Raw genomic sequence first — 13,599 nt, forward strand, 5'->3', positions numbered from 1 at the left:
TTTTTGAAATATATCATCATATGTCTGGCAAGCCTTATGCTGATCACGGCGACGGGACAAGCTGCAGCTGCCAAAGACGTTACAGTAGACGGCTCGATCCTCGGGAAAAACAGCCGGGAACAAGCCGAACAGCAAGTTCTTACAAACGATCTCTTAACCTTGTACGGGGCAAAAGACAACGCCGAGCTGACGTATCAAATTCCAGCGGGCGCCTCCTCTGCCCATCAGCAGCTCACACTTGAATACGAGGCCTCAGACCTTTTAATTTCACCGTCTTCTTTAACAGCCGAGATTGATGGCGAACCGGTCAAAACGGTTAAGCTTGCAGGGAATGCCGGGAAGAAAACGCTGAAACTCGCACTAAACAAAAGCCAGTCGTCTCCAGGGTTTCACAGCCTATCACTGAAGTTCTACGGTGTGGTTCATGAAGGCGTCTGCGTCAGACAGGACTCTTCCGGGAACTGGATCAAAATTTACCCGGACAGCCGTCTGAATATCGGAGAAAAGAACGAATCTAAAGGAATGGCGCTCGAACATTATCCTTATCCGTTCGCTCAGTCCGGCAGCTCCGTGGAAAAAACGGCAATCGTCATTCCGGACCATCCAAGTTCGGCTGAAATCGAAGCTGCAGTTAAAACAGAAGCCTACCTTAAAACGGTTGACAATAGCATCAGCACGAAGATCTTTGGTGAATCTGACCTGGCGAAAATCGACAGGCCGACGATTGTGATCGGCGTCCAGCATCACTGGAGCGGCAAAGTGAAAAAGCTGTTAAAACAAGCAAAGCTCGAAGCAAAAGAAGACAAGCTTTTGCTTGCGGAACGGATGCTCAAAGCAAAGGATAAGCAACAGCCTGTATTGTTTGCAGCTGCATCATCTGATGATGTTCTTTCTGAAAAGATCAGCGTCATTACCGACAAAACGTATGCCGCCCAGCTCAGCGGCGACACGCTGGCAATCGGCAAACTTCAGCAGCATAATAAACGGGACGGCGGCAAGCTGACACTCGAGGATTTCGGGACGGGGGATTTGACAATCGGGTCCGGACAGACATCTTCCGAGCATTTTTATTATCCCGCACCGGCGCCATTAGACAAGAATCAACCTGCAAAGCTTTCGCTTACGATGAAAAAATCGGAGACGATTCAAAAGCAGGCCGGTCAAAGCGAGTTAGCTGCGGAACAAGCGGAGCTGAAGGTCATGATCAATGGTCAGCCTCATTCCGTCGGACTTGACGATTTAGGAAAAGAAGACAAAAACGGCTTTTACCATGTTTCTTTAAAAGTCGATCCGAAACTTTTGCAAAAAAACCGTTACATCGATATTCAATTTGCCACTTCAGGGTTGAAAGAGAACAACCCCTGCTATGCGGGGAACGGTGACAAGTGGATTTTCATCGATAAACAGAGTGCATTGTCTTACCATGTCAGCGACACGTCAGCTTCAGCCGATTTTCAAGAGTGGCCGCTTCCCTACGCGGGAGATCAGGACAACAAAACGCTGATGATCCTGCCCGACAAGGCGGATCAGTCAAAGCTTCATGAACTTTCACTTGTGGTCGGCTCCTTCGGCAGCGAAGCCAGGCAGGCATTCACAGTGAAAACATCCGCTGAAGTCAAACCGGATGACATGAAAGGAAGAAACATCATCTTCATCGGAAGTGTCGATCAATTCTCTCTGCTGAAGGAAAAAACATCCGAATTGGCTGTTCCGACGGCGAAAAACGGGGCATTTGATGTGTCATCTTTTCAAATGCTGAATGAAACGACGAAACAAATCGCGTTTACTCAAACATCGCTTTGGGATTCAAATTACTCGATGGCTGTTTTCGCGCCGTTTAAAGGGCAAGGCACAGCTGTCACAAAAGAAATGATCAACTTTTTAAACAGCAATGACTTCGCAGCAACCGTCGTTAATGAAACGGACAGCCATCAGCTGTTTACAAACCATCAGCAGCTGACAGCAAAATCAGCTGAAACCAAGACGGATGATAAACAGGAAAGCAATCAGCAGCATGTGATGTACATTGCCATCCTGATCGTGATCATAGCGGCAGCGGTTATTCTGATTTTGACAACCGCCAGGCGGAGAAAAAGAAAGGCCAATGGCGGCGGAAAGATTGACGAATAAAACAGGGGCTTGCTTCTAGCCCCTGTTTTTTTATAAGTATTCAACCTGCTTCTCATATACATCCTTCACAATTTTAGCTAAAATATCGATTCCCCTTATGATATCTTCATCCGCCGCGGTTAGGCTGATTCGTATACACTGGTGCGAATGCGCCATGGGGCGGGATTGGTGGTGAAAGAAAGATGAGCCGGGAACGATGATGACTCCGTCGGCTTTCATATACTCATACAGCGCCGCATCAGTCACCGGCAGGTCTTCAAACCACAGCCATCCGAAAAGCGCCCCTTCCCCTTGATGCAAATACCATTTGATGTCTTCAGGCATCTTGCCTAAAAGCGTATCCTTAAGCAGCTTGAATTTATTGCGGTAATACGGCCTGACTTCATTTAGCGACACGTCGGCGAGGCGCCCGTCATTCAAAACAGATGCCGCCATATACTGCCCCAGCCTCGAAGAATGGATCGCCGCATTAGACTGGAATGCTTCCATTGCCTGAATATACCGGGACGGCCCGATGGCGATTCCGATCCTTTCACCAGGCAGGCCTGCTTTTGAAAGGCTCATACAGTGGATAATCTGATCGTTGAAAATCGGTTCCATGTCGATAAAATGAATCGCCGGAAAAGGCGGAGCATATGCGGAATCAATGAACAGCGGAACATTCGCTTCTCGGCAGGCGTCAGAAATGAATGCTACATGTTCGCCAGGCAGGATGTTTCCGCAAGGATTGTTCGGCCGTGAAAGCAAGACAGCGCCGATGCACGGATCGGTCCTCATCCTCTCTAAAAACGCCTCACGGTCGAGCTCATATCGAAACGTATGATCATCCAATACCGAAATGAGAGGAGGTATCCCCTCAATCATCTCCCGCTCCAACGCCGCTCCGCTGTATCCTGAATAGTCGGGAAGCATCGGAATCAAGGCTTTTTTCATCACAGACCCGCTTCCCATTCCGCAAAACGAATTAATCGCCAGAAAAAACAGCTGCTGGCTTCCGGCTGTAATCAGCACATTCTCTTTTCGAATGTCGGCGCGATACCGCTCTGAAAAGAAGCGGACAACACTTTCAATCAGTTCATCGGTTCCATAGCTCGATCCGTATTGGCCGATTACCGAAGAAAACCTGTCATCGTCGAGCAGATTGGCAAGAGCCGACTTCCACATGGCTGACACGCCGGGCAATATCATTGGATTGCCCGCACTTAAATTAATGTATGACCGATCTCCGCCGGCTAGGACTTCCTGAATATCGTTCATCACAGCCCTGACCCCTGTCTTCTCATTCATTTTCTCTCCGATTTTGCTTAATGCCGGCTTCACGCTTCCAGTCTCTCCCGCTTAAACCGAAGACGGGCGGTTTCGATTTTCTTATTGATCTCGTCAATGAAATATTGTTCCGGAACGCTGAACCGCTCGCCTTCACGCCCGGGAGGCAGGTATTGTCTGACATAGCGTTCCGCCGCCTCTTTGTATGCAGAGTCATCCTCGATCTCTTCCAGCTGTTCGATTTCAGCCACAAGCTTTTTTAAATCGTCCATGCATCGGGAAAGATCAAGCGACACGGGTTTCTCTTCTCCTCTTTGAATGGAACGGCCGTTTTCAATGATCCAGCTGAACAGAAAATAGCCTGTCCCGGAATCAAAATTCCGCGTTGCATTATGCTGGCTTGGATAGCGCAGCAGCCGTTCATACAAAACAAATTCGATTATTTCCTCCCAGCCGTCATATTGCCGCTCCCACAAAGTGAGGATCGCTTGGCAATCGACCTTGACTTCTTCTAAAATGCCTGCGAAAAAATTCATTTTCGCCTGAATATGCAGATGAAAAGGTTTTTTTCCGCAATGATGAAAATAGTCATGAAGGTAGCCCCACAGCACCCTTGCTTCATATGTGCGGTCGGGGGAAAGCTGAGCCGACTTGAAAGGCGCATGTTCAAAAATGGCCCTCGCTCTTTTCAGCGTATCCTCATGGTAAATGTGATAAAACTTATTAAAATAGAAAATCGCGAATGTCTGTGATGTAATGTTCTCTTTTGTTTTCACATTTTCCGGGAAGAATACGATACATTTTTCTTCCGTGAACCCCTTTGTTCCGGCGAGAAGCTTGAGGGATTGGCAGCCGTTTTCAGGATGGGGCAGCTCTTCTTCTATCGGCCTCATCATGGCAGGTTCTTCACGAACGGCCAAAAAGGCTTCAAAATAACAGCCTTTCGCATGTGGCCCATTAGGCGTCACGATCGGCGCCGCAAAAAAGGTCGTCTCCTGATCATTCGGAGCCCGGTAAGCCGTCAATAACCGGTCAAAATACGGCGTCTCCTCTAATCCGCGTCCGATCCAATCCAAGACGTCCTGTTTAAACGCCTCTTTTGCAGCCGTTAGGTGAACCGCTTCATAAATGGTTCCAGCGTCTTCTATCAATTGCAGCAGAAGCTGTTCCGCCCTTTCGTGACGCTCTGTAATCTGTCCTTTATCATTTTGGTACGTCTGTAATTCATGAATGTTCGGTACAATCTGCTCGTTGACCAAGTTTACAATGTCCCCTGTCAATGTCGTCATCGGCTTCCTCCTTCGATTGATTTAAGCCCGTGGATCGTAAAACACATCGGCACTTCTCCAAAATCTTGAATGACTTTCAAACGGTGTTCATCAGCTGCTTTAATCGTCGTGATACAGCCGTCAGCCGCGTTTGAAGCGCAGGCCAGGGCCGCTTGTGCATTGCTGGTGACAAATTGGACTTGACTGCTGAACAGCTTCGCCAGATGGGCGGGAGCAGGGTGTGAAGCGACGGTTTGAATGTCAGATGCCATCGTGTGCTGTTTTGCGGCAAAAACCATGTTGTATGTCGGCATCACAAAACTGTCTATGATCTTTAAGTCAGCGAGATTCTCGAATACAATTTGATGCAAAAACGGGTAAACGGCACAGCCTAAAAGAACTGAATTTTCTGTCGATTTAACATGAGGGAGCGCTTCTTCCAACGTTTCATAAAGCCTGACTTCCCCGCGGACCCCTTTGTTTTTGAGCCAAAGCAGGCCGGCTTTTTCGCAGTTCGTGCCTTTGGGACCGAGCGTATGGACAATCATCACGGCTTGTTCTTCCTGCACTTTAGTCGAGATCATCTTAACCTCCTATTGTACCCGTCAAATTATTTTGATATATGATATGAAGCTCATCATCCAGTTCCCGGTAGAAAGCTGCGCATTCTTCATATGAATGATGGCTTGTGAATATAAATCCGGGATAACCGGAAAAATGCGGGTACGGCAGAATTTTCGCGCCTTTTCTAATAAATTGAAACACCCGCTTTACCTCCGGCCTCTGTTTGACTTCTTCCAGTCCGTCGATTTTTTCAAAAGTGCCGGAGCCCTGTACAGGAATGATATAATTGCCGGCTGTCCTTACAGGCCGGATCTCTTCTTTAAACTCGCTGCTCTCCAGCGGCTTTATTGCGTTTTGCAAGACAAGCTGCATAAAATTGATGCCCGTGCTCTCTTTGACGATGTAATGCGAAACCCCTGAACCGCCGATTCTGGCGCCCACCTCGATAACATAAGGTGTTCCGTCCTTGTCCAGCCTCAGCTCCGTATGAGCCGGCCCCTGATGAATGCCCAGCGCTGAAACGGCTCCTGTCACTTCCTTAACAATCGCAAGGCGCGTCTCTTCTTTCAATTGAGCCGGAGCAATATAGACGCCTTCTTCAAAAAACGGACCTTTGCTGTTCCCTTTGTATCCAATCGAAAGAACATGTACGTTTCCTTGAATCGACAGCGTTTCAATCACAAATTCCGGCCCATCGATAAATTGCTCGGCTATGATGCCCGTTTTGCCGTGTACGAATCGATTAAGGTCCGTCTCGTTAACGGCCTCGACTTTCCTGACGGCCTCCTCAAGCTCCTTCCAATCATCAACACGGACGACGCCCTGGCTTGAAAAGCCGTTGACCGGCTTAACAACTAATGGATAAGTCAGTTTCCTGTCTTCGAGATCAGCGAGCGTATGGAACTCGTGGAAAACCGGCGTATTCAGGCCGTTTTGCTGAAGGATGCTGCGGGTTTTATTTTTATTGCGGCAGTTTTCCATTGTTGTGAAAGAAAGCCCCGGCAGATTCAAAGCTTCAGCGGCTTTTGCCGTGAAAGGCAATGCCGGCTCAAACAGTGTCACAACGCCGTCAAACGGAAATTCGACAAATGTCTGTTTGACGATTTCCAGCGCCGCTTCTTCATCTTCAAATAACGGCAGCGGCACACAGCGTTCCACAGCCGGAAGATTGCCCGGGAAATCTTCGGCTGAATTGTAAAAGAACGTGACCTTCAATCCTAAATGCTCAGCTTCTTCAAAAATAAATGGCAAGTGCTTATTTTGACAAATGATGGCCAAGTTTTTGTTTCGTATCGTCAATTTTCGCGATCCTCTCTTCTTTTTTTAAGTTGATGAACATCACACCGAATATGACAAACAGCGTTCCTAAATAAATATTCGCATTCAGTTTTTCATCCAGAAACAGAAATCCGATATAAAGCGCAATGACGGGGGAGATAAACAAGTGGGAAGTCGCTTTTGAGATGTGCCATTTTTTAAGCAGATAAATGTTGATCCAAAAACCCAATATCGAGCCGACAACCGCTAAATAAAGCAGCGCATAAAGGCTCACGCCGGAAAACGTTCTTGTCCCGCTTTCAAAGATGAGGCTGCTGATGAGCAATACCGCTCCGCCGCTCAGCATCGAAAGGGAGTTAAAGCTTAAGATCGGAAGCGAACGAATTCTCTGTTGTACTTTGATTTGAATAAAAGCCGAGCCAAACATCGCACACAAAATCACAATCATGGCGACGATTTCAATAACATCGACTTTGATCAACAGCTGATTGCCAAACACGATTGTAATGCCAAGCAACGCAAGGCAAATGCCCCATTTCTGCAATTTCGTCGCCGGTGTCCCTTTGACAAGGCGGTTGATCATCAGGGCAAAGACTGAAATGCTAGCCGCTAATATAGACACCAACCCGCTCGGCAAATAAAGAGAGGCCCAATAAACAGATCCAAATGGAACGGAAAAATACATGATGCCGTTCAAAAACGACAGCACCAGCAGTTCCTTTGACAGCACAAACTGCCTTCGTATCAAAAGAAACGCCGCGATCAAAATGCTTGCGATCATAAACCGCATGCCCGCGGACCAAAATGGAAGGCTGTCACTCAACCCGGCTTTTTGAAAAGCCCATGTCGTCCCGCCGATCAAACATAATACGATAAATAAAATATGAACCCGATATTTTAAAACGTTTGTCCGCATAGCATTCACCTGATTTTGTTATTGTCTTGCTGTCATTTATTTTCAGAAAATAGAATCTTTTCTGATCAAAATGGATTATGAGGGAAATTATAACTATTATATCAATTACAGTCAATCATTCTTTTGAACCTTTAGAATATCTTTACAAATACTGCGCACAAAAAAACACTCACTTCGATAAGTGAGTGAGGCGATACGGGTCTAGATTATATTTCTATCTTTTGGGTGCATACCGCTTTTCCGGATGACCCGAATTCTCTCATTTTATGTTTGACCGTTTCTTTGACTGCGCTGATCCCTGGCGTCATATAGGCGCGGGGTTCATATAAATCGGGATTGTCTTTAAACATGCTGCGCGTTTTCTCGGTCCAGGCGACCATGCATTCGGTATTAATGTTGATTTTCGCATGGCCCAGACGGATCGTTTTAGCGATTTGATCAGCCGGGATGCCCGAAGCTCCATGAAGAACAAGCGGAATGTCCGTCACCCGTGAGATTTCTTCCATTTCCTTAAATCCTAAATTAGGCTCGCCTTGATATTTTCCATGAACAGAGCCGAGCGCGGCTGCTAAAGCATCGATACCGGTTTCTTTGACAATGCGTTCGCATTCACCGATGTCGGCATACTGCACCCCGCCGATGAGCCCGTCTTCCATGCCCCCTACGGTGCCAACCTCTGCTTCAACCGAAACATTGCGAATTCCGGCGTATGACACGACCTCTTTTGTCATGGCGATGTTTTCATCGATTGGTGAATGCGAGCCGTCGATCATGACTGAGCTAAAACCGGCGTCAATCGCTTGCTTGCAGCGCTCCGGATTTTTGCCATGGTCAAGGTGAAGGACGACGGGAACGGAGATCGACATTTCCTCAATCAAAGCCGCAACCATTGCGGAAACCGTCTTAAATCCGCCCAAATAATCGATGAGCCGGTCTGAGGCGGCTACGATGACAGGTGAGCGTTCCTCTTCCGCCGCCTGTAGAATCGCTTTTGTCCATTGAAGGCCGTTAATATTAAATTGACCGATTGCATAATGATGTTCCTTTGCTTCTTGAAGAAGTTCTTTCATGGAAACGAAAGCCACGTTCACCCCTCCTATCCCGTATTAAATCTTGAAGTATTTTGAAACAACTTCAACTGTTGTTTCTTTGGCCGTTCGAATCGTTTCTTCCGCGCTCAGCTTATAGTATTCAGGTCTGAACAATTCAACTGACACGACATCCGAAAAACCGATGTCTTTCAAAGTTGATAAGTGGGCATCCAAGTCGATGGCCCCCTGTCCCGGCCAAACGCGGTCTTCATCTCTTAAAAAGCCGATTGGGAAGTCTTCCGTATCATCGATATGATAAATGAAAATCTTCTTGCCGTCCGCCTTTTTCAAATCCTCAATGTCCGAACCCATTGCATGGAAGTGGAAGCTGTCAAGAACAAGGCCGACATTATCGCGGTTCACGGTCATGACGATATCATAGGCCTGGCTGAACGTATTGACTGTGCACTCCGGATGACCGACAAACTCGACAGCGATCTTTACACCGTACGGCTCCGCGATGTCTGACAGCTCTGTCAGCACTTCGACGGAGCTCGCTTTAATATCTTCTTTTAAGATTTTTTGTTCGGTGACAAGCGGTACCGCGACCACATATTTCACACCAAGCGTTTTGCATGTTTCCATCATGCCTTTAAATTCTTCGATGATTTCACGGTACCCTTTTTCATCGCGGTTGTTGAAAAAGACAAGGGCATTCAAGGCCAGCGGCTTAATATGATGCGTTTGAAAATACTCGGCTAACTCTGAGAGAGAATGGTCTTTTAAATATTCGGGCAGCTTATCCATCGTCCGGATTTCGATATAATCGTATCCGTGCTTCTCACAGTATTCGAGGTCTTTTGCTAGGTTTGAATTTTCTAATGTCGTTGCTTCATTAAAGCATAGCTTCATATTAGATTCTCCTTATCTAAATATCCTTGTGAAGAGAGAGTTCGGCGGGGCGCCGAACTCAGGGGCTTATCCTAGTAATTCCTGTTTCAGCTTTTCAAGCATGAATCTGCTTGATTCATCCGCTCTTTCGTCAACCCAGGCAAACACGGCATTCGTCGCTATTCCGTCGAACTTCATCTCTCTCAGCTTTCTGAAAATCGTATCAAAATCAACCTCGCCTTGGCCAATGTCCAAATGCTGGTGAACCGTTACTTTCGCGTCAGGCGGATTGACGATGTAGCGAAGGCCATGAGCCGCTTTATGATTATAAGTATCTGCAAATAAAACATGCGTGAGGCGGTCGCCGGCTTCGTCAAACATTGTCTCGATGTCGCCTTTTCCGTCGTCATAGAAGAATGTGTGCGCAGTCGAGTAGACAAGATTGATCCAGTCCTTGTCAAGCGCTCGGATCATATCCATCGCACCTTTGTGTGTTTCGATAAAATCGTATGGATGGGCTTGAAGATTGAGTTTAATGCCTTCTTTTTCAAAGACTGGCAGAAGCTCATCCATGGATTTGATAAATTTTTCTTCACTTGTTAAAGGATCGTATTTTGAACCGCTGAATTCGCTGTTCATCAAATCGACTTCAAGCTCAACCGCAATTTCGATCGCCCTTTTCCAATTGCGCACCGCTGCCTGACGGCGATCTTCATCAGGACCGGCCCAGTGGTAAAGCGGAAGGAGCGATGAAAGCTTAACACCGGTATCTTTTAAAAGCCGCTTTAATTGTTTGATTTTAGCTGAATCGACTTTCGGATATTTATAGAATGGACAAAAATCTTCGCGCGGCGATAGTTCGATATATTCGTAGCCAAGCTCCGCCGTTTTATAGACCGTTTCCTCCAAAGTTAAATCATCGCGATACATCGATGGATCCAATGCTAATTTCATACTTTTCACTCCTCGGAAAGTTTTTATTTTTGAACAGTTGTAAACGTTTGATAGAATTTCGGTTTCTCTTGAAGCGCCACAGGTTCTTTCTGTCCGGATTCCTGAGCTTTTACGCAGGCATCCGTCGTCACGGCGGCGATATAGCCGTCCCATGCAGTCGGCCCGCTGACCTCGCCTTTCTGTTGGATCGAGTCAATGAAATCTTGGATTTCTACATCATAAGCGTCTACAAAGCGGCGCTGCCAATCCATGAGAATATCCGTCGAGAATTTGCCGTCTTTTCTGAGAGAGATGCTTGATGGTTCAGGAAGCTTCACGATTCCGTCTTCTCCGACGATTTCACACTGGATATCGTAGCCGTATTTGCAGTTGACATAGATTTCCGCATTGATCACGACTCCGCCTTTCGTTTCGATGATGACGATTTGCGGATCACGCAAATGAGGGAGCGCGTTTTTCGATTTTTTCGGATAAATGACCTGAACGGATTCGTAATCGTCATTGATCAGCCAGTGCAGGGCGTCTATTTCATGGACAAGCGTATCGACAACAGCCATATCTGTCGTATAGTTGTCGCCTACAACCGGGTTGCGGTGCGCACAGTGGATCATGAGAGGCTCGCCGATGACCCGGTTGTCGATCGCTTCTTTCAGCTGTACGTAACCGCTGTCATAACGGCGCATAAAGCCGACTTGAACGAGACGTTTGCCCGCTTTGATTTCTTCATTGACGATCCGCATGCATCCTTCCGCAGTCGTCGCCAGAGGCTTTTCGCAAAATACGAATTTGTTCGCTTTAATCGCTTTCAAAACGCTTGATTCATGTGCCGGTCCCCAGCTTGTGACTAAGACTGCGTCTACATTTTCGGCTGCGATGAGACTGTCGTCATCCGGATAGACCTTTGCATTCAGGCTGTAGTCTGTTACAACTTGCTGAGCTGCCTCCTGGTTTACATCGGTGACCGCGACAATTTTGCCGCCGGCTAATTTATTCGTGATGCGGTTGATGTGTTCTTTTCCGATTGCTCCTGTACCAATAACACCAATGCGTAATTTCATTGATAGCCACTCCTTCAAAATAATTACATAATTTTTCTTGTTTGCACTTGCCCAGCTTGAGCCGGAGGAGTCCCATACAGCTCTTCCTGAATTTGTTCAAGCGACTTACCGGATGTATTCGGTGCAAAAAAGAGCCCGATGAGCATGCTGGCCGTTACACATCCAAGGAGAATGGCCGCCATAAATGCAATTCCAAAATTCGAGATGATCATTGGAACGAAAAGGCTCCAAGCCCCGATTGAAATACGAACGAGGAAGAACATCAATCCTTGTGCAGATGCGCGATATTCCGTCGGGAAAATTTCACTCGCCCATAATTGATAATTGGCCTGTTGCCCGGCCCCATTGTTTAGGCCGATCATCACGATAAAGAGGATGAGGATCGGCATGCCCTCTGCCGGAAGCAGAAACAATGACCAGCCGATCACCGCTGCAAATGCGGAGATCCCAAACACTGTCTTCCTGTATTTGTCTGCAAACGGCATGAAGATAAAAGCGACGCCAAGCCCGGTGAAAATAAACAGCCCCATCTGCAAAATGTTTGCCATGGTCGCTGACACATCGCCGACCTGCTGATAAATGTAAGGCATAAAAAACCCCATGACACCTGCAGCCAGATTCCAAACCAAGTACACGCCCATTAAAAATAAAATGCTTTTCAAATACTTAGGCTGAAGCAAATCGAGATAAGACGCCTTCGGCTTCCTGACGGCTTGAGCCGATTCGGATTGACCCTGCCAGGCATCGGATTCCGGCAGCCTTTTCCGCAGAACATATGTGATCAGTGCGATAACGAGCAAATGCCCAAACACGATTTTATTGCCCAATAAGCCTATATCACCGAGCAGGACCGACAGCAGCAGGACCACAACCGCTCCCGCCGCCCATGCGACCTGTGCAACCCCGCAATGACGCGCCCTGTTTTTCTTAGGTGCGTTCTCCGCGATGATCGTCCAGGAAGCCGTAATATCAGCTCCTACCGATAAACCGATAATAATGTAACCGCTTAACAAAAAGGGAAAGCTGGTGCCGAACAATACTAAACAAATCCCCAGTGCATAAACCAGCATACTGTTCGTATAGACAGCCTTTCGGCCAATCTTGTCGGCCAAAAAGCCTCCGAGCAGCGCTCCGATTGCCGCTGAGATGGCGTTGGCGCTAAACGCGCCGAGCAGTCCGATCTGTGTATCAGAAAGCTTCAGGTAACTGACCCATAAAGATAATCCTGCCGATCCTGCGACAATGGAGCCTGCATCAATGTAATTTGCCAAAGCTGCTGCGACGGTTCGTTTATTGAATGGTGAGACTGCTGCACTTCCATTGCTCAATTTAGAGCCCCCCTAATTGGTTGCTGGGACATTCAACAAGTGACGATCGATGTACTTTCTGGCGATCAATGCGTATTCAAGCGGGTTGGCAACATCGGGATCCTGCTCGGCTTCCACAACGATCCAGCCGGAATAGCCGTGCTTTAATAGCGTTTGATAGACTTCTCTAAAATCGATGCAGCCATCGCCTGGAACAGTGAACATCCCTTGCAAAAACGCCTGTTGGAACGATTTTCCTTCCTGCTTGCATTTTTCTATGATCTTGAGGCGCGCGTCTTTAAAATGAACGTGCCCAATACGGTCCATATGCTTCTCTAGTATGTTCATATAATTTCCATCTGAAATGTAGGCATGCCCAGTATCATACAGAAGGTGCACGAGTGCCGGGTCAGTTCCCGCCATGAGCCGGTCAACCTCTTCCTCTGTCTGCACGCCTGTGCCGAGGTGATGATGATAGACAAGCTTCAGGCCGTACCGGACGGCGATTTCCCCGAGGTGATTTAACCCTTCAAATAGCCGCTGCCATTCTTCATCGGTGAAATAAGGCTTTTCTTTAAACACGTTTTTATCCAAGCCCTGCACGCTGTACGTCTGTTCTGATACGACCGCAACATCGGCATGAACGTCTTTCAAGTACTGGCAGTGAGCCGCAAATTCCTTGGCTACTTCTTCAATGCCGTCCCGAATGATATAGCTGCTGAACCACTTGCCGGCAATCCTTAGATTTCGCAGCTCGAGCTCTTTATTGAGAATGGCCGGTTCCGGAAAAAAGCCGCCCACTTCTGTGCCTTGAAAGCCTGCAACAACAATGTCGCTCAACAAATGCTGAAGTGTGTTTCCCGCGCCGATTTCCGGAATATCATCGTTCCGCCACCCTATGGGGGCGATGCCCCATAGAATTTGTGTCTTGCCCAT

General features: G+C 47.4%; 12 protein-coding genes. 1 reads left to right on the forward strand and 11 read right to left on the reverse strand.

From position 1 onward, the window contains the following. The first annotated feature begins 3 nt into the window (after positions 1-3). The gene (locus CP943_RS21750) at positions 4-2,130 is read left to right on the forward strand and encodes a cellulose biosynthesis cyclic di-GMP-binding regulatory protein BcsB (protein ID WP_026580370.1); all 2,127 of its coding nucleotides are present in this window, start codon (positions 4-6) and stop codon (positions 2,128-2,130) included. A 30-nt stretch (positions 2,131-2,160) separates the two neighbouring features. Here CP943_RS21750 and CP943_RS21755 read toward each other — a convergent pair whose 3' ends face one another. The 11 genes from CP943_RS21755 to iolE form a co-directional block, all read right to left on the reverse strand. After that, the gene (locus CP943_RS21755) at positions 2,161-3,450 is read right to left on the reverse strand and encodes a valine--pyruvate transaminase (RefSeq protein WP_025810541.1); all 1,290 of its coding nucleotides are present in this window, start codon (positions 3,448-3,450) and stop codon (positions 2,161-2,163) included. Further along, positions 3,447-4,685 (reverse strand): DUF6421 family protein, encoded by a 1,239-nt coding sequence (locus CP943_RS21760; protein ID WP_105981324.1) that lies wholly within the window; start codon positions 4,683-4,685, stop codon positions 3,447-3,449. The genes CP943_RS21755 and CP943_RS21760 overlap by 4 nt, the downstream gene beginning before the upstream one ends. Beyond that, positions 4,682-5,248 carry a prephenate dehydratase domain-containing protein gene (locus tag CP943_RS21765; RefSeq protein WP_020453535.1) on the reverse strand — a complete coding sequence of 189 codons (567 nt, stop codon included), beginning with the start codon at positions 5,246-5,248 and terminating at the stop codon, positions 4,682-4,684. Before CP943_RS21765 ends, CP943_RS21760 begins: the two co-directional genes overlap by 4 nt. A gap of 1 nt (position 5,249) precedes the next feature. Then, positions 5,250-6,527: an ATP-grasp domain-containing protein gene (locus tag CP943_RS21770; RefSeq protein WP_105981325.1), complete on the reverse strand. Its 1,278-nt coding sequence runs from the start codon at positions 6,525-6,527 to the stop codon at positions 5,250-5,252. Beyond that, positions 6,484-7,422, reverse strand: coding sequence for a DMT family transporter (locus tag CP943_RS21775; protein WP_020453537.1), 939 nt, complete (start codon positions 7,420-7,422; stop codon positions 6,484-6,486). Before CP943_RS21775 ends, CP943_RS21770 begins: the two co-directional genes overlap by 44 nt. A gap of 206 nt (positions 7,423-7,628) precedes the next feature. Then, complete coding sequence (gene fba, locus CP943_RS21780) at positions 7,629-8,507, reverse strand: class II fructose-1,6-bisphosphate aldolase (RefSeq protein ID WP_095323587.1); 879 nt, start codon at positions 8,505-8,507, stop codon at positions 7,629-7,631. A 21-nt stretch (positions 8,508-8,528) separates the two neighbouring features. Beyond that, entirely contained in the window at positions 8,529-9,365 is an 837-nt protein-coding gene (gene iolI / locus CP943_RS21785) for a 2-keto-myo-inositol isomerase (protein ID WP_025810538.1), read from the reverse strand. 66 nt (positions 9,366-9,431) lie between these two features. Beyond that, positions 9,432-10,298 carry a sugar phosphate isomerase/epimerase family protein gene (locus tag CP943_RS21790; RefSeq protein WP_023856874.1) on the reverse strand — a complete coding sequence of 289 codons (867 nt, stop codon included), beginning with the start codon at positions 10,296-10,298 and terminating at the stop codon, positions 9,432-9,434. A gap of 23 nt (positions 10,299-10,321) precedes the next feature. After that, on the reverse strand, positions 10,322-11,356 hold the full coding sequence (locus tag CP943_RS21795) for a bifunctional inositol 2-dehydrogenase/D-chiro-inositol 1-dehydrogenase (protein WP_105981326.1): 1,035 nt from the start codon (positions 11,354-11,356) through the stop codon (positions 10,322-10,324). A gap of 23 nt (positions 11,357-11,379) precedes the next feature. Continuing rightward, positions 11,380-12,684 (reverse strand): MFS transporter, encoded by a 1,305-nt coding sequence (locus CP943_RS21800; RefSeq protein ID WP_020453542.1) that lies wholly within the window; start codon positions 12,682-12,684, stop codon positions 11,380-11,382. Between the two features lie 12 nt (positions 12,685-12,696). Beyond that, positions 12,697-13,599 (reverse strand): myo-inosose-2 dehydratase, encoded by a 903-nt coding sequence (iolE, locus tag CP943_RS21805; RefSeq protein WP_105981327.1) that lies wholly within the window; start codon positions 13,597-13,599, stop codon positions 12,697-12,699.

The organism is Bacillus paralicheniformis, assembly GCF_002993925.1.
In the GTDB taxonomy this organism is placed as follows: domain Bacteria; phylum Bacillota; class Bacilli; order Bacillales; family Bacillaceae; genus Bacillus; species Bacillus paralicheniformis.